Genomic DNA, 24,994 nt, shown 5'->3' on the forward strand with positions numbered 1-24,994 from the left:
CACGGCTGTAACACCACCACGGAGAGTCACAATGAATCGCAAGAGTGTCACCGCAACCCTTCTGGCTGCCGCCCTGTTGTCGGGCGTGGCCATGCAGTCGGCTTTCGCGGCCGAAGAGAAAACCAACCCGATCCCGGGCATTCCTTCCAATTCGCTCGAGATGTGGGGCGGAAAGGACGGCGTGCACGAGTGGGCTGTCGCGCTGTTCCACTACATCATGCTCGACACGCGCATCAACTTCCTGTTCAAGGAATTCGGCAATCCCGAGCGCCAGATTTTCCTCAACACGCAGCTCGAAACGATGGTCCTCGGCGGTCCCAACGAGTACCAGGGCGCCAGCATGACGGCCGCCCATGCCGACTTGAACATCAACATGGAGCAGTTCAACGCGGTCGTGGAAGCGGCGTACAACGCGTGCGAGCGCATCAACCTGCATTACTGGGCGTGCAACCAGGTGATCGCGGCACTCGCGCCGTTCACCGACGACATCGTCACGCGTTAAGCGTCCGTTGAGCAGGCTTCACCCATAACGACGTCGGTGGGACCAGCGTGAAATCCGGAGCTCCAGGGAACACAGGGATGGCGGTTGCGTCGCCGTGCCTCTGGAGCTTCGTTTCAGCGTGGCGCGCGAGATTGCGCAGTCAGGCCCTTATCCGACGCGAACAGGCCCAAACGAGAGAATCCAATAAACATGAAGACGAAATCGAACAGCTTTCGCCCCGATCTGGATGTTGAGGTGGATGCGGGGTACACGAATCGCGCTGAAATGAACGCTCCCGAATCGCACATCGTGCGTAGCACCTCCAGGCGCTCGGTATTGCGCGCACTGATGATGCTTCCCTTCGGTGCATTCGCCGGCCGCAGTGCGGCCGCAGGACTCGAGCAGTTCTACAAATTCAACATCAAGCCTGAAGTCTTCCTCGAGGAAGTCTTCGGCGCTGAAGTTCCGGTCGCCCAATCGGTCGCCGTGGGTGCTGCACCGGTTCAGCTCATCCAGCCGCTGCCGCAGCGCATGCGCTATTGGCGTGCGAACGGCAAGACGGTGTGGATCTTCGACGAATTGGGCAAGGACGGCTATCTGCCGACGACCTGCGCATTCGTCGTCAAGGATGCATCGATCGAACGCGCCAAGGTGCTCATCTATCGCGAGTCGCGCGGTGAGCAGATCGGGCAGCCGTCGTTCCTGCAGCAGCTCGTGGGTGCCAAGGCGGCCGGTGCCGGTATCGACAAAAACGTCGACAACATCTCGGGCGCCACGTACTCGGTGAAGATGATGCAGCGCATGGCGCGGACCGCGCTGGCGCTCGACCAGCTTGCGGTGTGAGTCCGGTGGGCGACTCCAATCCGCTGCTGGCAAAGGCGGGCGCCATGGAGGCGGGACCCGTGGCGGCCGTCAAGCCGGCGCCGCGCCAGTCCCCGTTGCCGGTCAAGCCGCGCCGTAATCTCACGATCTTCCTGCGTGACTGGCACAAGCGCGCAGGACTGTTCGCTTTCGTGTTCATGGGATGGCTGGGATTCAGTGGAATCCTGATCAACCAGAGCCCGAGCTGGGGTTACGACACGGATCGCATCTACTGGGCTCCGGTGATGTGGCTGTACGGGCTCAAACCGGAACCGCCGGAATCGGGTTTCGGTGCCAATGGCCACTGGCTGGCCGTGACACCCGAAGGAACGGTACTCGACGCCAAACCGGTGCTGCCGCCCGTCAAGGCTCCGCTGGGTCTGGTCGCTGGCGGAACCGAAAAGGAGCCGCTGCTGTTCCTGGCCAACCAGGAGCACGTAGCGGTCGTCACGCTGGACGGCAAGCGCTACGACGAGTTGCGCTCTCCGATTCTTCCGATCAGCGAAGTGCGCCGTATCGGTACCGTCAAGGACGTGCCCGGCAGCATTGCCGTGCAGGAACTCGATGCGTTCCAGAGCAGCGACGGCGGCACGAGCTGGAAGCCGGTGGATCCGGCGCAGGTGGAGTGGTCGACGGCAACCGAGTTGCCGGCGCCCGAACGCGACAAGCTGATGCCGTTCTCGCGTCCGTACGTGACCCTCGAGCATGTCCTGGTGGATGCGCACAGCGGCGCAATCTTCGGACGGGGGGGCGTGTACGTGATCAACACGGTCGGACTCGCGGCGATCTTCCTCGCGATCAGCGGCGTATGGATGTGGTGGCGGACCAGCCGCAAGCGCAGGTCCTGAGCGGGTGGCAGGCGCGGCTGTGATGTTTTTCAGGGGTGATTTTCATTCTTCCAGGAGTCTGACGATGAACAGCTTCAAATTTAAAGGGGCGTCGACGTTTCTGATCGCGGTGGCCATGACGGTTGTGGCCGGCACCGTGGTTGCGCAGGACAGCGAGACGACGTACTCCGGCGGGGACGACAAGTCGCGCGTCAAGGTGCCGGCGGTCGACAAGAATGGTGACGGCTGCATCGACAAGACCGAAGTGACGCCGGGTGGCCAGCTCGAGAAGCGTTTCGCGACGCGCGACGCCAATGGCGATGGCAAATTGTGCAAGGACGAGTACTACACGCCCTGAATACGGTTTTGAGGTAATGCTGTCCCTGCGCGCCACGTTGGTCGCGCCCCGCACCGCCGCGGGTTCTGCGAAACCGCTGCGAGAACTCGCGATGAAGATGTGGCGTACGCGCCTGTCGCCCCTGGTGAAGTTGGGTTTCTTCGCCATGGGTACACAGGTTTCCATCACGGTGTCGGCCGCAGGCCATCGGGGCCGGCGGGAAGATGCCGTGGCGGCAATTGCCGACGTCGAACGCCTGATGCAGGAGTTCGGCAGGCACTGGTGGGCGTGGGGCGACGGGGCACTGGCGTCCATCAACGCGCAGCTCGCCGCAGGGCGGGTCGCGGAGATTCCGCCCCCGATGCGGGCCTTGTTCGCCCGCGCATGGGCGGTTCGGCAGGCGACGGGTGGGTTGTTCGACCCCAGAGTGGCATCACTGGTGAAGCTCTGGGGTTTTCATGACATGGCGGCATTGCGGGACGAGCCGCCGCCGCCCGAGAAAGTCGAAATGGCCTTGCGCGCCATGCGCAACGCGCCGAACTACGACGGCGGCGGCGCTTATGGCCCGGCTCCCGGCGTGGGCTGGGATTTCGGGGGTATCGGCAAGGGCTGGATCGTCGACATCTGCCTGGAACGTTTGCGTGCGCTGGGTTTCCCCGACGCGATCGTGGATGCCGGTGGAAACCTTGCGGTACGCGGTGCGCGTGGCGACCGGCCCTGGCGCATCGGCATCCGGAATCCTCGGAGCACCGAAGAGCAGCCCAACCTGCTGGCGTCGATGGTGGCGCGCGACGAAGCCGTGAACACGCACGGCGACGACCAGCGATTTTTCGAACACGACGGGCAGCGCTACTCGCACATTCTCGACCCTGCCGTCGGCTGGCCCGCACAGGGACTGCGATCGATCACCATCGTTCACCCGGACGGCACGCTGGCCGAGGCCGGTGGTGCAGCGCTCTACGTCGCCGGACGCGATGGCTGGCGGCGCCTGGCACGCAAGCTCGGTCTCAACCAGGTGATGGTGGTGACCGCGGACGGCGAGGTTCAGGCCACGGCGGCGCTGGCGGCGCGCATCAAGCCGGAAGGTGACGTTGCGGTGAAGATCGTCAACTGAGTCCGCGGTGCGGATTCGCTTGCTCGCGCCGGTAGCGCAGACCCGCTTTCATGCAAACCCGATGAGGCGTGGAGCGCTGCTCATGGCCGGCGCCCGCGCGTGACGGCCCGTGGCGTGTCGAGGCCAGGAACCGTGCAGCCCCGATCACACGACAGGACTCACCACGGCACGAGCCGTGGCAAGGCACTCCGGATGAAAGGAACGCAGGCGGTGAGCCGCGGCTATTCCGACGGCTTGGCAGAAGCCGGCACCGGGCCGCCCTCGGCGCGTTCCAGGTAGATCACTTCGCGCGTTCCATCGAAGAACGCGACCTGGATCATCCGCCAACCGTCCATGTAGAGCTGCGCGAGCGTGGCGTCGAACAATCCGTTCTTCCACTCGCAGTTGATCGGATCCGTCGGCGTGATCGCCGCTTTCTCCTTGGTTCCGCAGGCGAGGATGTCGACACCCCCGGCCGCGTGGGCCGAGCCGGCGGTCGCGAGGAACAGCAGGAAACCGGCAACGCGTCTGGAAGTGGATCGCATGGGTCGCTTTATGGTTTGGAGTGATTTAGCGGAAAGGAAGCTCGGCACGATCCGTCGCGCCGCAAATGGAATGAGCAGGCTCAGCGATTGCGCTGCAGGCGTTCGGCGCGATAGGCGCGACCGGTCTGGTAATACGTGGTGGTACGGGCGAAGCCGTCCGGATCCACCGGGGCAAGGCCAGGATCCTGCAGGCCGGGCGGGCGTCCGAGATCGGCGCGCTCTTCTTCCTTCCACGGCGCCAGGAACAGGCCGAGCGCCGAATCGCGATCGCCCATGATCGTGACACCGGCCTGCGGCTGCACCGGCGCGACGTCCGCGGCGTGAACGGCCGGCGACGACAGCAGGACGCACGCCGGAATCGAAACGGCGATCAGCTTGCGGGCCAGGTGTTTCACGGCATCCGTCCTTCGACGGCGGCCGTGCGCACCGGCGCTTCCTGCGGCTGCATCCGCGATTCGAGATCGCGAATCCACGCGGCGACGATCAGGTCATCCGCCCCCATCAGGCGCTGATAGTCGCGATAGGAGGCCACGGCTTCGCGCGGACGGTGCAGCGCGACGTCGTAGAGGATCGCCAGATTCAGATGCGCCTGCGCGTAGTTGGGCCGGGCCTCGATGGCCTTGCGATACGACTGCTCGGCACGGACGAAATCGCCGGCCTCGCGGTGCAAGGTGCCCAGCCAGTTGTGCGCGATGGCGTTCCCGGGATTCGCGTTGACCGCGCGGGTCAGGCTCGCCACCGCCAGTTCGCGCTGGTGGCTCTGCGCGTACAGGATGCCCAGGTCCGTCAGCGGGCCGGAGAACGTCGGGTAGTCGCGCGACAACGCGATGAACGCCGCCTGCGCTTCGGGAAACTTGCGCGCCTTCATCAGCGCCAGCGCTTCCTGGAAGCGTTGATCCGGGTCGCCTTTCGACGCGCTGTCGCTGCTCGTCTCGGCGGCCGTCGTGCTGCTGACGGCGCCGCCGCTGCGGATCGTCGGCTTGCGCGGGGAGGGCGATCCGCAGGCCGCCAGCGTGAGGACCAGCAGTCCGAGCAGCGCCGCACGCGGCGCAGAAAAATCAGTGAAGTTCATCGTAGGTTGCCTCGCGTTTTTCCTGCTTGCCGTATTTGCCGGGGGACAGCTCGCCGAGCGCCGTGACGCTGCGGCTGATGCCGTCGTTCCAGATGCCGCTGCGCAGGCGGCCCAGATTGATCTCGTGCGCCTTGATCGCCTTTTCCTCGAACGGGAAGGCCTGCTCTTCGAGCAGCAACCCGTATTGTTCGAGCGCTTCGCCAGACAACTTGGCCGGCCGCTCCGATCGCATCAGCGCGTTGCCCAGGTCGGCGTAGACCGCCGCCAGCTCGTAGGTCGCGGCGCTCGTGATGTCGGCATAGCCGTAGGCCGCGGCACGTTCCAGCGCCGCCACCGAGACTTCGGTCGCACCGCGGCGGCGCGCCAGGCTCTGCTCGAGCGGCGCGTCGATCCGCATCGTGCGTGCGGTCATCGCGTCCATGCGGCCGACGTCGAGGCTCGCCTGCGCGGCCAGACGCTTCGAGACTTCGCTGCGGCTGTTGCCGGCGGCGCGGTCGGCGGCGACGATCTCGTCGAGCCAGTGACGCTGCGCCGCAGGATCCTTCTGCACCGAGATCGCCATGTCGGCCAGTCGCTGGCGGGCCTGCATCGCCGGATCGAGCGGCTGCGGATACGTGGAGACGTAGTACATCAGCGCGCGACGGCTCTGCTCCGGCTGCTTGGCCTTGTCGTAGAGCTCGGCGGACGTCCATGCCGCGACGCGACGCGTCTCGGACGCTTCGCCTTCGCGAATCGCCACGCGCGAGAGCACCTCGGCGGCGCGTGCGGGCTGGTCGCCCTTCTCGTAGGCCAGCGCCAGTTTCTTGTCCGCGTCCGGCACCAGCTTGTGATCCGGATGCATGCGGCGGAAGGCTTCGAGCGCCGGTGCGGCGCGCGTCCAGTCCTCGAGCGTGAACAGCGCCGAGGCGCCGTCGTAGTCGGCCGACGTGCGGATCTCCGATTGCGGCGCGACGCGCGCGACGCGCTCGAAGTGCGAGGCGGCGAGCTTCAGGTCGCCGGCTTCGCGTGCGGCTTCGGCCTGCCGATAGACGCTGGTGGCGAGCTGTTCGATGGCGAGCCGGCGCTTCTCCTCGCTCGGCGCCGGCAACTGCACCAGTTGCTGGTACGCGACCTCGGCGTCGGCGTAACGCTTCTGCGCATAGCGCGCATCGGCGATGACGCCCAGCGCACCGCGGAGCAATTCGGCGTTGGGGTTGGACGCCAATACGCGCTCGGCCGAGGCGACGGCGGTGTCGAGATCGCCCAGCTCGTACTGATCCTCTGCCGCCGCCATCAGCACCTGCGTGCGCTGCGGATGCGCAGGAAAGGTGTCGCCGAGTTTCAGCGCGGCGGCGATCGACGCGCGCTGCGCATCGGTCTTCACCGTGCCGGCGCTGTCGCGCTTGAGCCGCTGCCAGGCCTGGACGGCCGCGAGCGCGGCGACCGGCGATCCGGCGTGCTGCGGAATGTCGTACGCGGTCAGTTCGTATTCCTGCGCCGCTTCACGAACCTTGCCGCCTTCGAGCAGCGCATCGGCGTACAGCAGATGCGTTCGGGGAGCGGCGGCGTCCTGCGGGAACAGGTCGAGCGTGCGCTTGTACCAGGTCGACGCCACCAGATAGCCGGCACGGCGCGTCGCCGGATCGGCGCTGCCCTGTGCGCCGGCCTGATGGAAGCGCGCCAGCTCGTCGAGATGCTTGCGCACTTCGGCCATCACGATCGGATCGGCGGTGCGGGTCTTCCAGTAATTGGAATCCGGCGCATAGCTCGCCACATAGGCTTCCTGCGCTTTCATCGCCTGATCGGCGAAGCCGCCGCGACGCAGCGCTTCGATCGCGCGCGTCGAGAATTCCGGCGCACGCACGTGATCAGGGTGCCGGTCGACCAGCGCCGTGTAGGTGCCTGCGGCTTCGGTGTAGCGCTCCTTCTCGAGCAGCGCGGAGCCGAGCGCCGCGTACATCAGGGTTTCCATGCGCGACGCCTGCGGAGCGCGGGCGAAGTGATCGCTCAGCGCCTTGCCGCCGCCGAGCGAGGCGAACGACAGCGCGGCCACGCGAATCGATTCCCGCGCGCGTTCGGCCTTGTCGCGCTTGACGCCGGCGAGCGCCTCGTCGGCGTCCTGCAGCGTGCCCGCCGGCAGATCGCGGTCGAGAATCGCGAGGAACACCGTCGCCGCCTCGTCGTACGAGGCCTGCTTGTACAGCGACCAGCCGTACTTGTACTGCGCGTACTCGTAGTAGGGCGCTTCGGGACCCTGCGCCAGCAGGCCCGCGTAGGCCGGAGCGGCCTCGTCGAAGCGGCCGCGCGCGAACAGCATTTCGCCGGCGCGGAAATTCGCGTCGGCCGCGCGGGCCGACTGCGGATAATCCTTGCCCAGTTCACGCAGCGCGGCGATGGCCGGATCGGTTTCGTCGACCAGCTGATGGGCGCGCGCGAGCTGGTAGAGCACGCGGTCGTTGTTGACGTGACCCGGGTAGTCGGCGAGCACGCGGCGGTAGCCGGCGATCGCGCGTCGGACGTCACCGACGTTGAGCGCCTCGCCGGTGGAGCTCGCCGCGTCGGCAAGCTGGACGCGCAGATCCGCTGCGCGACGCAGGGATTCGGCGCGCGTGGCGGCGTCCGGGTTCAGCGCGAGCAGGCGATCGTACTGGTCGATCGCGGCTCTCGGGTTGGGCGGTATCGCATCCCAGGTTTCGATCTTCAGGACTGTGGGCGTGCGCACCTGCAGGTAGCCGTTTTCCGAAAGGCCGTTGCTCGCTGCGACGCTGCCGACGGTGGGCGGCTGGTTGTTCGCCGCCTGCGCGGCGCAGCAGGCCAGTGCAGCGGCGAGCGCGAACGTGAGGCGGCCGTTCATGACGGGTCTCCGTTCGACGACGAGCCGCGCTTGAGTTCGGTCTCCGGCGGCGGCGCGCTGTCGTAGTGACGGGCGATCGCGAAGCGTGCTTCGACCAGATAACGCTCCGTCTGCAGCCGGCGCGCGCGCAGCAGGTCCAGCGCACGGCGCTCGAAGGCCATGCGCGACACTTTCTCGGAGGCCTGCGCGCGAACCATCGCGGCCTGTACCGCGCTCGACAGCGCCTCGCTGGCCGGCACGGCCTCGAGACGCTTCTCGCAACGGGCGAGTTCGTCGCTGAGCAGGCGTGCGCTGCGGTACTGATCGAGCACGGCGACGAAGCCGTCGTCGGCGAGCAGGTACTTCAGATAGCCGGTGTCGTCGGCGTAGGGCAGGTCGGCCAGCCATACGCGCCAGCCGCTGGAATCGTCGTTCTGGCCGGTGGCCACGGCATTCGCGGCGCGTCCGCTGCCGACATGCGCCATCGCTTCCTCGAGCTGGGCGCGGGCGAGTTCGAGCTGCTTGGCCGCACGTTCGTAGTACGTGTGCGCCTGGGCGCCGGTGCCGAGCTGGTCGAGCGCCCAGGCCAGCGCAAGGGCGCCTTCCTGCGCGTCGATGTCCAGCGGATCGCGACCGATCAGTTCGGTCCACGGCACGAGTGCGCGCTCGAGCGCCTTCTTGCGATCCTTGTCCGGCCCCTTGTTGATGACGCGACGTTCGATCGCCGTGATGAAGACCGGGCGGCCGTCGAACGCGGGTGACATCGGGCGCGTTCCGGTCGGGGCGCCGGACTCGGGAACCAGGAAGGACCAGCCGAAGCCGAGCAGAGCGGCATTACCGTAGGGGCCCGGGCTGCGCACGCGGGAGAACGCATCGATCGCCGACGGGCCGTTGCCGCCGCGCAGATACGCGTAGCCGAGCAGCAGGTTGGCGTGATCGCGCATCGTCCAGTCGGCCGGCGTCTTGGCCTTCTGCTGCCCGATGGCTTCGAGAGCGACCAGATTCTGGCCGTCGCCGGATCCGCCGACGGCGGCGTTGAAGCTGGCCAGCGACGCAGCGGGAATCGAGGTGCTGACGCCTTGTCCGGAGAGTCGCGCGAGGCTTTCGGAGAGCAGCCCCCCGCCGTCCTGCGAGCCGTAACCGCGAGACTGCAGGCGAGTGAGCAGCCGCGCCGCGGCATAAGGGCGATCGGCGTCGAGCCAGAACCGCGCCGCGCGCTGCCACATGCCCGAGCCGTCGGCGCCGTTGACCTGGCGCACGCCCAGCGAACTCTTGCCGAAGCGCTGCTGCGCCATCGTGATTTCCATCAGCGTCTGGCCGGCCGGAATCTCGATGGCCTGGTCCAGACGCTCGACGGCACGCGGGTCGGTGGGGCCGGCATCGAGGGTGCGGGCAAACAGTTCGAGCCGCAGACGATGCGTGCCGGGTTCGAGCGGCGCCAGCAGGGCAGGGTGCAGGCCGCCGGTGGCGATGGCGTTCCACTCGGCCTCGCCATATTCGTAGATCGTGGGTTCGTGATCGTCGATCCGCAGCGAGACCTTGCGAAGACGAAGTTCGTTGGGCTCGCTGCCGATGAAGATGCCGAGTTCGGCGGCAGGTCCTTCGTTGCGCTCGATCTGACTGATCTGGGAATCGAGCGAGAGCACCTGCATCGGCAGCAGCGCATCGGCTGCAACCGTCGGGCGGGCGCTGAGCAGGGAGAGCAGGATGAGGGCAGCGACGCCGGAGTTCCTGGCGATGCGCTTGCGTGACGACAACCAGAGCATGGAGATTCGGTTCTTCATCGAACGGCCGGGAGGACAGGGCGGTTCGTGCGACAGGGACGTGTGTCGTTCGTCCCCGGCGTACGGACTGCCGGGATGCGGACGACCTTGGCCGCGGTGTAGAGGGTCAGCGCTGACCCCGACACGATCGAGGCAAGCCTCGTGCCATTGCAGTCTCCGAATGGTGCGTCCCGCACCGTATTGAGGAATCCGGAAGAACGGGCTCGTGCGCGATGAGCCGCGCATGAGCCTGTTTTCAGCCTGAAATCACGGCTTGCGCCACGTCGGCGAGCCATCCGCGTGACGTGAGGTAGGCGGCGGGATTCTCCGGATCGAGTTGCTCGCCGGAGATGAAACGTGACTCGATGGTCGTCCCGTCGAGGCCCAACTCGACCTCGCCGCCGCCTTCGCGGACGGTGTCGTACGCCGGCAACGGGAAGTGCAGCGCCGCGGCCGCGTCGGCGAACGCCGCGCCGTCGCACACCTGCGCGCTGAGTGCGGCCAGCGGAAAGGGTTTGGCCCACTGTCGCCATCGCAGCATCTGCAAGGCGCACCACATCATCTGCGAGCGGCGCGGGAAGGCGGTCAGTCCGTGCGCGAAACGCGGCGGACTGATGGACTCGGGGCCGTGGAATGCCGCCTCGATCCAGGCCTCGGGCACCGACAACACCTTGCGCTTGAGCAGCAGTCCGGTCATTTCGCGTACGACGTCGCGCGTGGCCAGGTCCCGCAGCGCCAGCATGACGGCCGCGATCAGCGCGCGATGCGTCTGCGGATGCGTGGCTGCCCATTCCTGGGTGACGCCGAGCACCTTGTCGACGTTGCCCTCCCAGATGGCACTGGTGGGCGTCACGATGACGCCCAGGTTTCCGCGCATCGCCGCCATGTTCCAGGGCTCGCCGACGCAGAACCCGTCTACCGCACCGCTTTCGAGCAGCCGCACCATTTGAGGAGGCGGTGCGACGCGGAACTCGATGGCTTCCGAATCCAGATCGACGCCGCCCAAGGCGAGCCAGTCGCGCAGAAGATAGTGGTGCATCGAGAACGCGAACACGTGCGCCAATCGGAGGCGTCCGCCGGTCTGCACGAAGCGGCCGACGGCGCGCGCGCTCTCCACCGGGTTCATGCCCGGCGTGATGCCCAGGCGGTGGGCGATGCTGCGCGACAGCGTGATCGCCGAGCCGCCGTGCGACAGGCACAGGGCGGTGACGATGGGAACGCCGACACCGTCGGCGCCCAGCGACGCCGCCACCGGCATCGGCGCCAGGCACTGCGCGGCGTCGAGCGCGCCATAGGCGAGGCGATCGCGCAGCGAGGCCCACGACACCTCGCGCACCAGGTTCACGCTCAGTCCGGCGTCGTGGAAATACCCGCGGTGCGCGGCCCACAGCAGAGGCGCCGAATCCAGCAGCGGCATGTAGCCCACTGTCAGCTGGCCGGTCTCCGGCCTGAAGCGCAGCCCGGCCTTCATGACTCGCCTGGCGTGTCGAATAGTTCCGCGGCGGCGAGCATGGTGCGGGCGGCTTCACCGATGGTGATGCGCCGCGCCATCGCGCTGCGTCGAAGCAGGGCGTAGGCGGCCGCTTCGTCGAGCTTGCGCAGCTTGGCGAGCATGGCCTTGGCGCGTTCCACGTCACGGCGGTCCGCCAGACGGGTGCGCATCTCCTCGAGCTCGTCACGCAGCTTCTGATGCTCGCGAAAGCGAGCGATCGCCACGTCCAGGATCGGCTTGAGACGAGGTTCGCTCAGGCCGTCGACGATGTAGGCGGTGACGCCGGCGCGCACCGCTTCGGCGATGGTGTCCGGGTCTGAGTTGCGTGCGAAGAAGACGATGGGTCGCGGCACTTGTTGGGTGACCGCGGCGCAGTTGTCGAGAACGTCCCTGGCCGGGTTGTCCATATCGACCAGCACCACGTCCGGCTGCACGCGACGCACGGCGGCCAGCAGATCCTCGGTGGAGGACAGCCTTGCGACCACGTCGTTGCCGGTCGCCAGCAGCGCTTGCGTGACGAACGCCGTACGCGCGTCGTCATCATCCACCAGCATCACGCGCAGACTCACGGCCTGCCTGCGTGCTGCCGGCGTCCGCGACTGGGTGTTGCCCCGCACCCTTTCATTGCAGATCGACATTGGTCATGTTTTCCCTCATTGGTCGGTCCCGCAGCGTTATCGCCGTCTCCTCCAGAAACACTGAAGCCCCCACTGCTCACGCAGAGGACGCTCGCTGTCCTGTGGACCTACCTGTAAGTGCGAGCTGTCCCTTTCGGGTCCTCGCGGAGCGGGGCGGCGCTGCCCCACCTGATCCGCCGTTACAGCAGCCAAAGGCGTGCCATGTTGTAGGACAGTGCAGCGGACGCCCGATGCCGTGCACCGCACTAAGCGGGGGCATGCTTATTGCCTCAAACGGGAGCAACACGAAACCGGAATTCCAAGACCGCAGTGCGAGTCATCCTTGTCGACGACGACCCCAACCGCATGAGCCTGCTCGATTCGGCGCTGAGCGCGGCAGGTCACGAAGTGGTGGGCAGACTGTTCGATACCGACGACATCCTCCGCGCCGTGGACCGGCTGGCGCCCGACATCGTGCTGCTGGACGTGGACAGCCCCACGCGCGACACGCTCGAGTCGCTCGGCCAGATCTCCCGTGACCGCCCGCGGCCGATCGTCCTGTTCGCGCAGAAGTCGGATTCCGAAACCATCCGGCGCGCGATGCGGGCCGGCGTGTCGGCCTACGTGGTCGACGGCATGAACCCGAACCGCCTGCAGCCGGTGATCGAAGTGGCGATCGCGCGCTTCGAGGAATTCCAGGGCATGCGGCGCGAGCTGGAGAACGCGAAGATCAAGCTGGCCGATCGTCGCGACGTCGAGAAGGCCAAGGGCCTGCTGATGAAACGAAGAGGGGTGAACGAGGACGTGGCCTACGAACTGATGCGCAAGATGGCGATGGACCGCAACATCCGGCTCGGCGAGATTGCGCGCTCGCTGATCGCGGCGGCGGAACTGCTGTGAACGCCACGCCGGTGAAACGCGCGCGTCTGCGTATCGGCATGCTGCCGCTCGCCGATGCCGTGCCGCTGCTGGTGGCGCGCGACATGGGTTTCTTCGCCGGGCAGGGACTCGACGTGACGCTGTCCCTGGAGGGCTCCTGGGCGGGCATTCGCGACAAGCTCGCCGCCGGCATGCTCGACGCTGCCCAGCTGCTGGCGCCCATGCCCCTGGCGGCCAATCTGGGCGCGGATCGTCTCGGTGTTCCGATGGAAGCGGCGATCGTGCTGTCGCGCAACGGCAGCAGCATCACCGTCTCCAACGAACTCTTCCTGGCGATGGGCTCGCCACCGCCCGATCCGGTGGCGGCAGGACAGGCGCTGTGGCGGGTCATCGAAGCGGATCGCGTCGCGGGCCGTCCGCGCCGGACCTTCGCCCACGTGTTCCCCTTTTCGGCACACCACTATCTGTTGCGGGACTGGCTCGACGCCGCCGGCATCGAGCCGGACCGCGACGTCGACGTCGTCGTCATCCCGCCGCCGCTGATGCTCGAGCACCTGCGCAGCGGGCGCGTGGACGGGTACTGCGTCGGCGCGCCCTGGGGCATGGCGGCGGAAATCGAAGGGGTGGGACGGCGTCTGATGCCGACGCACCTGCTGCGGATGGACTGCGCCGACAAGGTGCTCGGCGTGACGCGCGAATGGGCGATGCTCAACGCGCAGACGCATTTGTCGTTGATCGCCGCGCTGATCGAAGCCGGCCGCTGGCTCGAGCAGGCGGACCACCGCGAACAGGCCGCGCAGATGCTGGTCGACTCCCGGCTGATCGCGGCGCCGCACGAGTCGCTGCTGCGTGCGCTCACCGACGAAGGCGACGGTGTCTACGCGCCGAGATTCGTTTTCGGCGTCGGTGATTCGGCGAAGCCGCGCCACGAGGACGCGCGCTGGTTCCTGTCGCAGATGCGGCGCTGGGACCAGGTCAACGGGCCGATCGACGTCGATGCGCTGGTCCAGTCGAGCCACCGGCTGGGACTGTACGAGCAGGCGGAGTCGCTGGCCCGCGCCCCGGCCGCCGGTGACGTCGTGGCTCGCTGTTTGCATTAGCCGGACCTGCTGCACCTAGCGTCGCGCGCGAGCGCTGGCCTTCCTGCGAAGGCCAGCCGGTCAAGACAGGCCGAATCGCGTCGACAGCGGCAGCAACGAACGGGCAAGGACGCCATCCCCCACAGCCAGCCATGGCTGGCGGGGATGGCGTCCTTTTTTGTGCCCGCGATCCGTGATTCGAGCCAATGGAGCCTTGAAGATGAATGCCTGCGGGAGGAGGGGCCGACGACGCCCCGTGTCGATGTGGATTTGTGCGTGGAGGGGCCACGCGGCACGCGATGCCGCCCGGTTGCTCGCCTGCGCTGCGGCGTTGTCGCCGGTGCTGGCCTGGGCGGCCGACTCCGCCGGGCAACTCGGCCGGAACATTTCGGGCGGCAAGCCCAACGTGGAGCTGCGCGTGCGTTCCGAGACCGTCGAGCAGGACAGTTTCGACCACGACGGCGAGGCGCTGACGGTACGCGCCCGCGTCGGCTACACGACCGCGAAGTGGAACGCGCTCGACGCGCAGATGGAGTACGAGGGCGCCCGCTCGATCGGCAGCGACGAACACTACAACAGCAGCGAGAACGGTCATGTCGACCGTCCGATGGTGGCCGATCCGGACTTCGACGAGCTCAACCAGGCCTGGTTGCGCTGGACCGGGCTGCCGCAGACCACGCTCAAGTACGGTCGCCAACGCATCGTGTTCGACAACGCGCGTTTCGTCGGCAACGTCGGATGGAGGCAGAACGAGACGACGTTCGATGCCGCGCTGCTGAGCACGCAGCTCCTGCCGCGCACGACGCTGACCTATGCCTGGGTGAGCAATGTCGATTCGTCCCGCTACTTCGATCTGGATCCGGGTCCGGCGGTGAAACTCGCCAACGATCTGAACGTCGGCGCGCATCTGGTCAACGCCTCGGTCGCCGTCGTCGATCGCCGTCTGCAGCTCACCGGCTACGGCTATCTGCTGGATTTCCACGACGCGCCGGTCGGCCCGGCGACGCGCCTCTACGGTGACACGCAGACTTACGGACTGCGTGCAACCGGCGCGGCCCCGGTGCAGGCGATGACCGTATCGTATGCGGCGGAATTCGCATCGCAGGACGGCTACGCGGACGCCGTTCACAGCCCTTCGCTGCATTACTCGCTGCTGGAGCTGGTGCTGGTCCGCGGCATCTTCAAGGCGACGGTAGGGCGTGAGCAGCTCGACGGCGACGGCGCGATCAGTTTCCAGACGCCGCTCGCCACGGCGCACATGCACCAGGGCTGGGCGGACCAGTTCCTGATCACGCCGCCGGGAGGGCTCGAGCGCTGCTACGTCGGCCTGAGCGCGAACCTGCGCAAGCTGGGTTTGTCGCTGCTGTTGCACGACTTCGAGTCGGCGAAGGGCAATGCCGACTACGGCGACGAGGTCGACGTGCTGGTGAGCTATGCGCTGGTCGAGAACCTGAATCTGAGCGCAAAGCTCGCGCGTTACTCGGCGGATGAATATCCGGTCGCGGGCACGCCGGAGCGGACCTTCGATACGACGAAGAGCTGGGTGTACGCGGAGTACAAATTCTAGGGAGCGCCTGCGATTCCTCGCTCCCGTTTCGGCATTTCGTAGCCCGGACGAAGTCCGGGTTTTCTCTTGCCGGCATGGCGGAACCCCGGACTTCGTCCGGGCTACGGGACTCGCGATTCCGGGTGGATGCATGCAGCGCACCGAGTGAGTGCGATTCGGCAGCCCGATGTTCCAGCCTGGGGCGCGAATCCCCCCGAATCGGGCCTGATCCAGTCGGCACAGTGCTTGCTCGGAAAACTCCGCGTGGTTAACGGCGATCACGCGAATCTTGTCCGCGGGCAATGGCGACCGCACCCACTTGCAGTTCCCCGGGAGCCGTCATGTCCGTTTCGCCAGCCGCCACGCTTGAAAAAGCGACGCGTATCACGTTGCCCAGTCTCGCAACGCCACAGATGCGTGCGTTCCACCTGACCTGGATGGCGTTCTTCGTCTGCTTCTTCGCCTGGTTCGCCTGTGCCCCGCTGATGCCGGTGATCAAGGGCCAGTTCGGGTTGACCAAGGACCAGATTGCCAACATCAACATCGCCGCGGTCGCCGTGACGATCCTCGTGCGCTTGATCATCGGGCCGCTGTGCGACCGCTACGGACCGCGCAAGGCCTACACCGGACTGCTGCTGATCGGCGCGATTCCGGTGTTCGGTGTCGCCGCGTCGCAGAGCTACGAGAGCTTCCTGTTCTTCCGTCTGCTGATCGGCGCGATCGGCGCGAGCTTCGTCATCACGCAGTACCACACGAGCGTGATGTTCGCGCCCAATGTCGTGGGCACCGCGAACGCCGCCGCAGCGGGCTGGGGCAACGCCGGTGGTGGCGCCACGCAGGCGCTGATGCCGCTGTTGCTGGCAGCCGTCATCACGGCCGGCGCGGACGCCGCGTTCGGCTGGCGCATCGCGCTGATGGTGCCGGGTGTCCTGATGATCATCGTCGGTGTCCTGTACTGGAAGTACACGCAGGACTGCCCGGCCGGCAATTTCGACACGTTGCGTGCGACGGGCCTGATGCCGGATACCGGCAAGAAGGTGGGCTGGGTCAGCTTCAAGAAGGCCTGTGCGAACTATCGCGTGTGGCTGCTGTTCGTCACCTACGCCGCCTGCTTCGGTGTCGAGATCTTCATCCACAACGTCGCGGCCAGCTATTACGTCGACAAGTTCGGTCTGTCGCTGAAGGCGGCAGGCTTCGCGGCGGGCACGTTCGGTCTGCTCGCGCTGTTCGCGCGCGCGCTGGGCGGCATCGTGTCGGACCGCATCGCGCGAAGCCGGGGCCTGGACGGACGCACCTTGCTGCTGTTCGTGCTGATTCTGGGCGAAGGCCTTGGGCTGCTGTGGTTCTCGCAGATGGAAAGCGTCGTGTTCGCCATCATCGCGATGGTCAGTTTCGGACTGTTCGTGCACATGGCCTGCGGAGCGACCTACGCGCTCGTGCCGTTCATCGATCGGCAGGCGCTGGGCGGCGTCGCCGGGATCATCGGCGCCGGTGGCAACGTCGGCGCGGTCGCCGCCGGCTTCCTGATGAAGGCCACGGCCACGCCGCAGCAGGCGTTCTTCATCCTCGGCGGATTCGTGACCTTGTCCGCCGCCTGCGCCATCGCCGTGCGGTTCTCGGCGGAACACAAGACACGCGAACAGGCCTTGTACGAAAAAGCGGTAGCGGAACGAACCGCGATGACCGCCTGAGAGGAATGCAACGCACGCACGTTGTTCCTCCACATATAACGAAACACCTCTAGGAGCCACCAACATGAAGTTGGTCGTCATTGGTAACGGCATGGTCGGGCACAAGCTGCTCGAACAGATCGCCGATCGACCCGATCTGGACGTCACCGTCCTTTGCGAGGAACCGCGGCCGGCGTACGACCGCGTGCACCTTTCGGAATTCTTCAGCGGCAAGACCGCGGAGGACCTGTCGCTGGTCGCGCCCGGCTTCTTCGATCGCGAAGGCCTGAACCTGAAGCTCAACGCGAAGGCGGTCGGCATCGATCGCACGGCGAAGCTGGTGAAGCTGGCGGACGGAACGACCGTTCCGTACGACAAGCTGGTGCTCGCCACCGGCTCCTATCCGTTCGTGCCGCCGGTGCCGGGGCGTGAGCGTCCCGGTTGCCTGGTCTATCGCACGATCGAGGATCTCGAGGCGATGCGCGAGTGGGGCGCCAAGTCCAAGATCGGTGTCGTCGTCGGCGGTGGCCTGCTCGGGCTGGAATGCGCGAAGGCGCTCAAGGACATGGGCCTGGCCACGCACGTCGTCGAGTTCGCACCGCGCTTGATGACGGTGCAGGTCGACGACATGGGCGGCCGTCTGCTGCGCCGCAAGATCGAGGCGCTCGGCGTCACGGTCCACACGCAGAAGAACACCAGCGAGATCGTCGAAGGCCCGGGCATGGGTGTCGGCGGTCGTCACAAGATGGTGTTCGCCGACGGCGGTGCGCTGGAGACCGACATGATCGTGTTCTCCGCCGGCATCCGTCCGCGCGACGAACTCGCCCGTTCGAGCGGCATCACGATGGGCGAGCGCGGCGGTATCCAGATCGACAACCACTGCCGCACGTCGGACCCCGACATCTACGCGATCGGCGAATGCGCGCTGTGGGGCGGCAAGATCTTTGGTCTCGTGGCGCCTGGCTACGACATGGCGCGCGTGGTGGCGGCGCAATTGAAGACCCTCTCCCTCGGGGAGAGCGTGGCGGCGCAGCCGCAGGGTGAGGGGAGCACGGCGCTGCAGTTCACCGGCGCCGACATGAGCACCAAGCTCAAGCTGCTGGGCGTCGACGTCGCCAGCATCGGCGACGCGCAGGGCGCGACGCCGGGTTCGCTCAACTATCTGTTCAGCGACGAAGTCGCCGGCCACTACAAGAAGCTCGTGGTCAGTGCCGACAACAAGACGCTGCTCGGTGCGGTGCTCGTCGGCGAGGCCGAGGATTACGGCTCGCTGCTGCAGTTCGCGCTGAACGCGATTCCGCTGCCGGCGCATCCGGAGGAACTGATCCTGCCGGCACGCGAAGGCGGAGCCAAGACCGGCATGGGCGTGGACCTGCTGCCCGACGCGGCGATGATCTGTTCCTGCAACAACGTCACCAAGGGCGCGCTGTGCGGTGCGATCGCCGAAGGATCGACCACGATCGCTGCGCTGAAGAAGTGCACTAAGGCCGCGACGAGCTGCGGTGGCTGCGGGCCGCTGGTCAAGCAGGTGCTCGATGCCGAGCTGAAGAAGGCGGGCGTCACGGTGCTCAATCATCTGTGCGAGCACTTCGCGTACTCGCGCCAGGAAATGTTCCATCTGGTGAAGGTCGGACAGCTCAAGACGTTCGACGCGGTGCTGCTGGCGCACGGCAAGGGCCGCGGCTGCGACATCTGCAAGCCGGCCGTCGGCAGCATCCTGGCCAGCGCCTGGAACGAGCACGTGCTCAAGCCCAAGCACCAGAGCGTGCAGGACACCAACGACTACTACCTCGCCAACCTGCAGAAGGACGGCACGTACTCGGTGGTGCCGCGCATTCCGGGCGGCGAGATCACGCCGGAAAAGCTCATCGTCATCGGTCGCGTCGCGCAGCGCTTCGGCCTGTACACCAAGATCACCGGGGGCCAGCGCATCGATCTGTTCGGTGCGCGCGTCGAACAGCTTCCGCTGATCTGGAAGGATCTCGTGGACGCCGGTTTCGAATCCGGTCACGCCTACGGCAAGGCGCTGCGCACCGTGAAGTCCTGCGTCGGCAGCACCTGGTGCCGTTACGGCGTGCAGGACTCGGTGCACATGGCGATCTTCATCGAGGAGCGCTATCGCGGCCTGCGGTCCCCGCACAAGATCAAGATGGCGGTCTCCGGTTGCACGCGCGAATGTGCCGAGGCGCAGGGCAAGGACGTGGGCGTCATCGCCACGGAGAAGGGATGGAATCTGTACGTCGGCGGCAACGGCGGCATGAAGCCGCGCCACGCCGATCTGCTGGCGACCGACCTGGATGACCAGACGCTGGTGCGGTACATCGACCGCTTCCTGATGCTCTACATCCGCACCGGTGATCGCCTGCAGCGCACCTCGACGTGGATGGACAACATCGAAGGCGGGCTGGAGTACGTGAAGAAGGCCGTGTGCGAAGACTCGCTCGGAATCGCGGCCGAACTCGAAGCCGAAATGCAGAAGCTCGTGGATACCTACGAATGCGAATGGAAAAAGGCGATCAACACACCGGAAACGCTGAAGCGCTTCCGCCACTTCGTGAACTCCCAGGAGCCGGACAAGAACATCCAGTTCGTCGACGAGCGCGGCCAGATCCGTCCGCTGAGCAAGCTGGAGAAGAATCCGGAGTCCGTGTCGTGACGCTGGCTCCGCGCTGGACGTACGTATGCCGCGTCGCGGACATCGTCCCGAACACCGGTGTCTGCGCCAAGGTCGGTGTCAACCAGGTCGCCGTGTTCCGGCTGGTATCGCCGGGCGGCGAGGATGAAGGCGTGTACGCAATCGACAACTTCGAGCCGCGTTCGGCGGCCAACGTGCTGTCGCGCGGCATCGTCGGCGACTCCTCGGGCGAGATCGTCGTGGCGTCTCCGGTCTACAAGAATCATTTCTGCCTGAAGACGGGCCGTTGCCTCGAGGACGAAACCTGGTCGGTGCGTCCCTACGAGGTCCGCGTTTCGGAGGATGGGCTGATCCTCGTCAGAGAGCCATGAGCCCGATCCGCCAACGACTGGTCGTCGTCGGCAATGGCATGGCCGGGATGCGCACGGTCGAGGAACTGCTGAAGCTCGACGCGCAGCGCTTCGAGATCACGGTGTTCGGCTCCGAGCCTCACGGCAACTACAACCGCATCCTGCTGTCGCCGGTGCTGGCGGGCGAGAAGAAGCTCGCCGACATCATGCTCAACACGCGCGAGTGGTACGCGCAGAACGGCATCACCCTGCACGCGGGCGATCCGGTGGTCGCCATCGACCGGACGCGCCGCATCGTGAAGTCGCAGCGCGGACAGGAAGTCGGTTACGACCGCCTGCTACTCGCCACCGGCTCCAAGCCCTTCGTCATCCCGGTACCGGGCCACCAGTTGCCGGGTGTCATCTCGTTCCGCGACATCCAGGACGTGGAGCACATGCTGGCCGCGGCGCGCGACTACAAGCGCGCAGTCGTCATCGGTGGTGGCCTGCTCGGGCTCGAGGCGGCCAACGGGCTGCTGCGTCAGGGCATGGAGGTCACCGTCGTCCACGTCATGGACACGTTGATGGAGCGACAGCTCGACAAGCCTGCCGCGCGCCTGCTGCGGACGGCGCTAGAGCAGCGCGGCATGCGCTTCCTGCTGCAGGCCAACACGGAATCGATTCTCGGCGAGAGCCGCGTCACCGGCATCCGCTTCAAGGACGGCACCGAGGTGGACACGGACCTGATCGTGATGGCCGTCGGTGTCCGTCCGAATTTCGACGTCGCGAAAGCGGCGGGACTGCATTGCGAGCGCGCGATCGTCGTCGACGACACGCTGCAGAGCCTGTCCGATCCGCGCGTGTATGCGGTCGGCGAATGCGTGCAGCACCGCAAGGCGGTGTACGGGCTCGTCGCGCCGCTGTGGGAACAGGCGGCCGTCTGCGCGGCGCACCTGGCCGGACTCGGGCATCAGCGCTATCCCGGATCGGTGACGTCCACCAAGCTCAAGGTCACCGGGATCGACCTGTTCTCGGCGGGTGATTTCATCGGCGGCCCGGATAGCGAGGACCTGCTGTTCCGCGATCCGCGGCGCGGCGTCTACAAGCGCCTGGTGCTCAAGGACTCGCGCGTGATCGGCGCCGTGCTGTACGGCGAGGTCAAGGACGGACCCTGGTATTTCGAGCTGATGCAGAAACGCGTGGACATCACGCCGTTCCGCTCGCGCCTGCTGTTCGGCCGCGCGTACTGCCAGCCGGCGAGCAACGCGGAGCAGGCGGCGTGATGGACGGCTCGTCGCCCCATTCGGTGGTCGTCAAGACGACCTGTCCGTACTGCGGCACCGGCTGTGGCGTCGACGTGCGCGTCAGCGGCACAACCGTCGAGGTCAGCGGCGATCCGGTGCATCCGACCAATGCGGGCCGGCTCTGCGTGAAGGGTTCCGCGCTCGGCGACACCGTGGGGCCGCAGGGCCGCCTGCTGTACCCGGCGATCCGCCGCCAGGACGGCGACCAGTCGATGGAGCGCGTCTCCTGGGATGCGGCGCTGGACCATGTCGCCCAGGGTTTCCGCCGCATCATCGAAGCGCATGGACCCGATGCCGTGGCTTGGTACGTGTCGGGTCAGTTGCTGACGGAGGACTATTACGTCGCCAACAAGCTCGCGAAGGGTTTCGTCGGCACCGCCAACATCGATACGAATTCGCGCCTGTGCATGTCGTCCGCGGTGGCCGGGCACAAGCGCGCATTCGGCGAAGACATCGTGCCGGTCGCCTACGACGACCTCGAGCTAGCCGATCTCGTCGTGCTGGTCGGTTCCAACACCGCGTGGTGCCACCCGATCCTGTTCCAGCGCATCGTCAAGGAGAAGGAGCGGCGCCCGGAGATGAAGCTGGTCGTCATCGATCCCCGGCGCACGGCCACGACCGAGATGGCGGACCTGCACCTGCCGTTGCGGCCGGGGACGGACGTCTGGCTGTTCAACGGTCTGCTGTCGTTCCTGCACCAGCATGGCGTCGTCGACACCGCGTTCGTCGAAGACCACACGACGGGGCTCGCGCGTGCCATGGCGATCGCCGACAACACTGCCGGCGATCTGCGCTCGGTGGCCGCGCAGTGCAAGCTGCAGGAGAGCGCGCTGTCGGAGTTCTACCGGCTGTTCGCGCGCACCGACAAGGTCATCACGGCCTTTTCGATGGGCGTGAACCAGTCCAGCGCGGGCACCGACAAGGTCAACGCGATCATCAACTGCCACCTGCTCAGCGGGCGCATCGGCAAGCCGGGCGCAGGCCCGTTCTCGATCACGGGCCAGCCCAATGCGATGGGCGGACGCGAGGTCGGCGGCCTGTCGAACATGCTCGCCGCGCACATGGACATCGAGAACGCGCAGCACCGCAGTCTCGTGCGCGAGTTCTGGCAGAGCCCGACGATGGCCGACAAGCCCGGCCTGAAGGCGGTGGATCTGTTCGACGCCATCGACGAGGGCAGGGTCAAGGCGGTCTGGATCATGGCGACCAACCCGGTGGTCAGCATGCCGGACGCCGACAAGATCAAGCGCGCGCTGTCACGCTGCGAACTGGTCGTGGTGTCGGACGTGATGGCGCAGACCGACACCACCGCCTTCGCCCACGTCGTGCTGCCCGCCCAGGGCTGGGGCGAGAAGAGCGGTACCGTTACCAACTCGGAGCGCTGCATCTCGCGCCTGCGTTCCTTCCTGCCGCCGATCGGCGAGGCGCGGCCCGACTGGTGGGCGCTGTCGGAAGTGGCCCGGCGCTGGGGTCATGCCGAGCACTTCGCGTACACGGCCGAGCACGAAGTGTTCGACGAGCACTGCCGCCTGACGGCAGCCGGGAATCGGGAATCGGGAGTCGGGGATCGTGACAGCGGAGGCGAAGGCATCCCGCGATTCCTCAACCTGTCCGGGCTCGTCGGCATGGACAAGGACGCGTACGACGGCTTGCGGCCGGTCCGCTGGCCCGTTCTGGCGATTCCCGATTCCCGATTGCCGATTCCCGAAGTCTTCAGCGACGGCCGCTTCTACACGCCCGACCGTCGCGCCCGCTTCGTGCCGACGGCGCCGCACATGCCGGTCAAGCTGGTGGACGAGGACTATCCGCTGGTGCTGAACACCGGGCGCGTGCGCGACCACTGGCACACGATGACGCGCACCGGTTTGTCGCCGCGTCTGGCGTCGCATGTCGCCGAGCCCTTCGTGGACCTTCATCCGCAGGACGCGTTGCTGTGTGGCGTGCGCGAAGATCAGCTCGCGCGCATCAGCTCGCGCTGGGGAAGCTGCGTGGCGCGCGTGCGCCTGTCCGGCGAGATGCAGCGCAAGAGCGTGTTCGTTCCGATCCACTGGAACGCGCAGTTCGCGTCCGATGGTCGCGTCGGATCGCTGGTGAATCCGGTCGTCGATCCGGTTTCCGGAGAACCCGAGTTCAAGCACACGCCGGTGCGCGTCGAGCCGTTCATGGTGGCGTGGCACGGATTCGCGTTGAGCCGCGACGATCTGCCGATGGCGGACGCGGCGTGGTGGACACGTATCACCGGCAGCGGATTCACGCGTTATGAACTGGCGGGCCGCAAGCAGGACGGCGAGTGGACCGCGCGTGCGCGCGCCATGCTCGGCGTCACGGACCCCGACGCGGACTGGCTCGAGTACGAGGATCGCAGCGCGGGCGTGTATCGCGGCGCGTTGATCGTGGATGACCGCATCGCCGCCTGCGTGTTCGTGTCGCCGCGCCCGGATCTTCCTTCGCGCGCGTGGCTGTCCGGTCTGTTCACGAAAGACCGGATCGAGGACGTGGATCGCATGGGCCTGCTCGTCGGCGAGCCCTTCGAGCGCGGCGAGGACACCGGCGTCACCGTGTGCTCGTGCTTCGGTGTCGGGCGCAAGACGATCGAGCGGGCGATCCGCGGCGGATGCCACACGCCCAAGGCACTGGGCGCCAAACTCAAGTGCGGCACCAACTGCGGGTCCTGCGTGCCCGAACTGAAGTCGATCATTGCGCAGACGCTGGTGCCGGGCTGAGATCGAGTTCGGGTCATCGATCCCGACGTAGCCCGGGTGGAACCCGGGGTTTCGTCTCGTTTCCGGCAAGAAGTCCCGGGTTGCACCCGGGCTACGGTGTCGCCATCCGGAGATCGACCTCGTTCAGGCCAGCCCGCGCGCTGCCTTGATCAGGTCGTAGGCCGCGGTGATGTCACGGGTTCGTTCCTCCGCCATCTCGCGCATGCTGTCCGGCATTCCGCGCGCCGCCAGCTTGTCCGGATGGTGCTCGCTCATCAGGCGGCGATACGCTTTCTTGAGATCGACGTCGCTGACCTGGGTGTCGACGCCCATCACCGCGTAGGCATCGTCCAGCTTGTGCTGCGACGAGTTGTTGTGGATGCGCAGATTCGCTTCCAGCCGCTGCAGCTCGGCTTCCGGCAAGCCCAGCCCGCGCGCGATGCTCAGAAACAGGCGGTGTTCCTCTGGACTGACTTTTCCATCGGCCGCCAGCGCCGCGAGCTGCACCTGCAGGAACATCTCGACCAGCGGCCGCTGCCCGCGACAGGCCTTCGCGAACGTCGAGACCTCGGCATCCAGATCGAAGTTTGGCCCCTTGCCACGATTGAACGCGGCGCGTGCCGTGGCCCTGCCTTCGGCGGACAGGTGCAGGCGCGCGAACAAGGCCTCGGCCACGCGGATCTCGTCCTCCGAGACGTGGCCATCGGCCTTGCACACGGCCCCCATGACCGCGAAGGTCGAATCCAGGAAGCGCGTCTGCACCGCACGGGCCAGCGTCTTGCGCAGCAGCAGACCCAGCCCGTAACCGATCAGGGCACCCCAGAACAGACCCGACCATCCCCCCGCGATCGATCCGATGATCGCGCCCAGCCAGACAAAGATATTCATCACGCCATCTTATCCGGCGAGCCGGTGACGGCGTCTCGTTCGAGGGTTGCGGTGGCGGCGCT

General features: G+C 66.7%; 21 protein-coding genes. 13 read left to right on the plus strand and 8 right to left on the minus strand.

Annotation, left to right across the window (positions count from 1 at the left end):
- Window positions 1-31: 31 nt before the first annotated feature.
- The 5 genes from DFR24_RS03510 (at window position 32) to DFR24_RS03530 (ending at window position 3,620) form a co-directional block, all read left to right on the plus strand.
- The gene (locus DFR24_RS03510; protein WP_133879948.1) at window positions 32-502 is read left to right on the plus strand and encodes a group I truncated hemoglobin; all 471 of its coding nucleotides are present in this window, start codon (window positions 32-34) and stop codon (window positions 500-502) included.
- 264 nt (window positions 503-766) lie between these two features.
- Window positions 767-1,324 carry an FMN-binding protein gene (locus DFR24_RS03515; protein ID WP_133879949.1) on the plus strand — a complete coding sequence of 186 codons (558 nt, stop codon included), beginning with the start codon at window positions 767-769 and terminating at the stop codon, window positions 1,322-1,324.
- A gap of 5 nt (window positions 1,325-1,329) precedes the next feature.
- Window positions 1,330-2,190, plus strand: a complete 861-nt coding sequence (locus DFR24_RS03520; protein ID WP_246051499.1) for a PepSY-associated TM helix domain-containing protein — start codon at window positions 1,330-1,332, stop codon at window positions 2,188-2,190.
- A gap of 64 nt (window positions 2,191-2,254) precedes the next feature.
- The gene (locus tag DFR24_RS03525; protein WP_162851018.1) at window positions 2,255-2,527 is read left to right on the plus strand and encodes an EF-hand domain-containing protein; all 273 of its coding nucleotides are present in this window, start codon (window positions 2,255-2,257) and stop codon (window positions 2,525-2,527) included.
- A gap of 91 nt (window positions 2,528-2,618) precedes the next feature.
- Window positions 2,619-3,620, plus strand: coding sequence for an FAD:protein FMN transferase (locus tag DFR24_RS03530; RefSeq protein ID WP_246051500.1), 1,002 nt, complete (start codon window positions 2,619-2,621; stop codon window positions 3,618-3,620).
- Window positions 3,621-3,841: 221 nt separating this feature from the next.
- Here the strand turns inward: DFR24_RS03530 and DFR24_RS03535 are convergent, their stop codons facing one another.
- The 7 genes from DFR24_RS03535 to DFR24_RS03560 all read right to left on the minus strand — a co-directional run bounded on the left by DFR24_RS03535 (window position 3,842) and on the right by DFR24_RS03560 (window position 11,852).
- Complete coding sequence (locus DFR24_RS03535; RefSeq protein WP_133879951.1) at window positions 3,842-4,144, minus strand: hypothetical protein; 303 nt, start codon at window positions 4,142-4,144, stop codon at window positions 3,842-3,844.
- An 80-nt stretch (window positions 4,145-4,224) separates the two neighbouring features.
- Window positions 4,225-4,539, minus strand: coding sequence for a hypothetical protein (locus DFR24_RS03540; protein ID WP_133879952.1), 315 nt, complete (start codon window positions 4,537-4,539; stop codon window positions 4,225-4,227).
- Window positions 4,536-5,216: a tetratricopeptide repeat protein gene (locus DFR24_RS03545; RefSeq protein ID WP_133879953.1), complete on the minus strand. Its 681-nt coding sequence runs from the start codon at window positions 5,214-5,216 to the stop codon at window positions 4,536-4,538. Before DFR24_RS03545 ends, DFR24_RS03540 begins: the two co-directional genes overlap by 4 nt.
- The gene (locus DFR24_RS03550; protein ID WP_162851019.1) at window positions 5,203-8,049 is read right to left on the minus strand and encodes a tetratricopeptide repeat protein; all 2,847 of its coding nucleotides are present in this window, start codon (window positions 8,047-8,049) and stop codon (window positions 5,203-5,205) included. The genes DFR24_RS03545 and DFR24_RS03550 overlap by 14 nt, the downstream gene beginning before the upstream one ends.
- The gene (locus tag DFR24_RS24330) at window positions 8,046-9,812 is read right to left on the minus strand and encodes a hypothetical protein (RefSeq protein WP_162851020.1); all 1,767 of its coding nucleotides are present in this window, start codon (window positions 9,810-9,812) and stop codon (window positions 8,046-8,048) included. The genes DFR24_RS03550 and DFR24_RS24330 overlap by 4 nt, the downstream gene beginning before the upstream one ends.
- Window positions 9,813-10,047: 235 nt before the next feature.
- A complete protein-coding gene (locus DFR24_RS03555; protein WP_133879955.1) occupies window positions 10,048-11,262 on the minus strand; it encodes an ABC transporter substrate-binding protein in 1,215 nt (404 codons plus the stop codon).
- Window positions 11,259-11,852, minus strand: a complete 594-nt coding sequence (locus DFR24_RS03560) for an ANTAR domain-containing response regulator (RefSeq protein ID WP_133879956.1) — start codon at window positions 11,850-11,852, stop codon at window positions 11,259-11,261. Before DFR24_RS03560 ends, DFR24_RS03555 begins: the two co-directional genes overlap by 4 nt.
- 378 nt (window positions 11,853-12,230) lie before the next feature.
- Here DFR24_RS03560 and DFR24_RS03565 point away from each other — a divergent pair, with 378 nt between their 5' ends.
- The 8 genes from DFR24_RS03565 (at window position 12,231) to DFR24_RS03600 (ending at window position 24,065) form a co-directional block, all read left to right on the plus strand.
- Window positions 12,231-12,800, plus strand: coding sequence for an ANTAR domain-containing response regulator (locus DFR24_RS03565; RefSeq protein WP_210772640.1), 570 nt, complete (start codon window positions 12,231-12,233; stop codon window positions 12,798-12,800).
- Window positions 12,797-13,879, plus strand: a complete 1,083-nt coding sequence (locus tag DFR24_RS03570; protein WP_133879957.1) for a CmpA/NrtA family ABC transporter substrate-binding protein — start codon at window positions 12,797-12,799, stop codon at window positions 13,877-13,879. Before DFR24_RS03565 ends, DFR24_RS03570 begins: the two co-directional genes overlap by 4 nt.
- A 241-nt stretch (window positions 13,880-14,120) precedes the next feature.
- On the plus strand, window positions 14,121-15,425 hold the full coding sequence (locus DFR24_RS03575; protein WP_246051607.1) for an alginate export family protein: 1,305 nt from the start codon (window positions 14,121-14,123) through the stop codon (window positions 15,423-15,425).
- 320 nt (window positions 15,426-15,745) lie between these two features.
- On the plus strand, window positions 15,746-17,095 hold the full coding sequence (locus DFR24_RS03580) for an MFS transporter (RefSeq protein WP_133879959.1): 1,350 nt from the start codon (window positions 15,746-15,748) through the stop codon (window positions 17,093-17,095).
- 64 nt (window positions 17,096-17,159) lie between these two features.
- Window positions 17,160-19,730, plus strand: coding sequence for a nitrite reductase large subunit NirB (gene nirB / locus DFR24_RS03585; protein ID WP_133879960.1), 2,571 nt, complete (start codon window positions 17,160-17,162; stop codon window positions 19,728-19,730).
- Window positions 19,727-20,080: a nitrite reductase small subunit NirD gene (gene nirD, locus DFR24_RS03590; RefSeq protein ID WP_133879961.1), complete on the plus strand. Its 354-nt coding sequence runs from the start codon at window positions 19,727-19,729 to the stop codon at window positions 20,078-20,080. Before nirB ends, nirD begins: the two co-directional genes overlap by 4 nt.
- Window positions 20,077-21,321, plus strand: a complete 1,245-nt coding sequence (locus DFR24_RS03595; protein WP_133879962.1) for an NAD(P)/FAD-dependent oxidoreductase — start codon at window positions 20,077-20,079, stop codon at window positions 21,319-21,321. Before nirD ends, DFR24_RS03595 begins: the two co-directional genes overlap by 4 nt.
- A complete protein-coding gene (locus DFR24_RS03600; RefSeq protein WP_133881449.1) occupies window positions 21,321-24,065 on the plus strand; it encodes a nitrate reductase in 2,745 nt (914 codons plus the stop codon). The genes DFR24_RS03595 and DFR24_RS03600 overlap by 1 nt, the downstream gene beginning before the upstream one ends.
- A gap of 123 nt (window positions 24,066-24,188) precedes the next feature.
- Here the strand turns inward: DFR24_RS03600 and djlA are convergent, their stop codons facing one another.
- Window positions 24,189-24,932: a co-chaperone DjlA gene (djlA, locus tag DFR24_RS03605; RefSeq protein ID WP_133879963.1), complete on the minus strand. Its 744-nt coding sequence runs from the start codon at window positions 24,930-24,932 to the stop codon at window positions 24,189-24,191.
- Window positions 24,933-24,994 lie beyond the last annotated feature (62 nt).

Source organism: Panacagrimonas perspica, from assembly GCF_004364935.1.
Taxonomy (GTDB): domain Bacteria; phylum Pseudomonadota; class Gammaproteobacteria; order Nevskiales; family Nevskiaceae; genus Panacagrimonas; species Panacagrimonas perspica.

What these genes read in the sequence shown, in the direction of transcription:
- DFR24_RS03525 (WP_162851018.1), top strand. Translation starts at nt 2,255, where the DNA reads ATGAACAGCTTCAAATTTAAAGGGGCGTCGACGTTTCTGATCGCGGTG.
- DFR24_RS03555 (WP_133879955.1), bottom strand. Translation starts at nt 11,262, where the DNA reads ATGAAGGCCGGGCTGCGCTTCAGGCCGGAGACCGGCCAGCTGACAGTG.
- DFR24_RS03550 (WP_162851019.1), bottom strand. Translation starts at nt 8,049, where the DNA reads ATGAACGGCCGCCTCACGTTCGCGCTCGCCGCTGCACTGGCCTGCTGC.
- DFR24_RS03575 (WP_246051607.1), top strand. Translation starts at nt 14,121, where the DNA reads ATGTGGATTTGTGCGTGGAGGGGCCACGCGGCACGCGATGCCGCCCGG.
- DFR24_RS03515 (WP_133879949.1), top strand. Translation starts at nt 767, where the DNA reads ATGAACGCTCCCGAATCGCACATCGTGCGTAGCACCTCCAGGCGCTCG.
- djlA (WP_133879963.1), bottom strand. Translation starts at nt 24,932, where the DNA reads ATGAATATCTTTGTCTGGCTGGGCGCGATCATCGGATCGATCGCGGGG.
- nirB (WP_133879960.1), top strand. Translation starts at nt 17,160, where the DNA reads ATGAAGTTGGTCGTCATTGGTAACGGCATGGTCGGGCACAAGCTGCTC.
- DFR24_RS03595 (WP_133879962.1), top strand. Translation starts at nt 20,077, where the DNA reads ATGAGCCCGATCCGCCAACGACTGGTCGTCGTCGGCAATGGCATGGCC.
- DFR24_RS03545 (WP_133879953.1), bottom strand. Translation starts at nt 5,216, where the DNA reads ATGAACTTCACTGATTTTTCTGCGCCGCGTGCGGCGCTGCTCGGACTG.
- DFR24_RS03535 (WP_133879951.1), bottom strand. Translation starts at nt 4,144, where the DNA reads ATGCGATCCACTTCCAGACGCGTTGCCGGTTTCCTGCTGTTCCTCGCG.
- DFR24_RS24330 (WP_162851020.1), bottom strand. Translation starts at nt 9,812, where the DNA reads ATGAAGAACCGAATCTCCATGCTCTGGTTGTCGTCACGCAAGCGCATC.
- DFR24_RS03530 (WP_246051500.1), top strand. Translation starts at nt 2,619, where the DNA reads ATGAAGATGTGGCGTACGCGCCTGTCGCCCCTGGTGAAGTTGGGTTTC.
- DFR24_RS03510 (WP_133879948.1), top strand. Translation starts at nt 32, where the DNA reads ATGAATCGCAAGAGTGTCACCGCAACCCTTCTGGCTGCCGCCCTGTTG.
- DFR24_RS03580 (WP_133879959.1), top strand. Translation starts at nt 15,746, where the DNA reads ATGTCCGTTTCGCCAGCCGCCACGCTTGAAAAAGCGACGCGTATCACG.
- DFR24_RS03600 (WP_133881449.1), top strand. Translation starts at nt 21,321, where the DNA reads ATGGACGGCTCGTCGCCCCATTCGGTGGTCGTCAAGACGACCTGTCCG.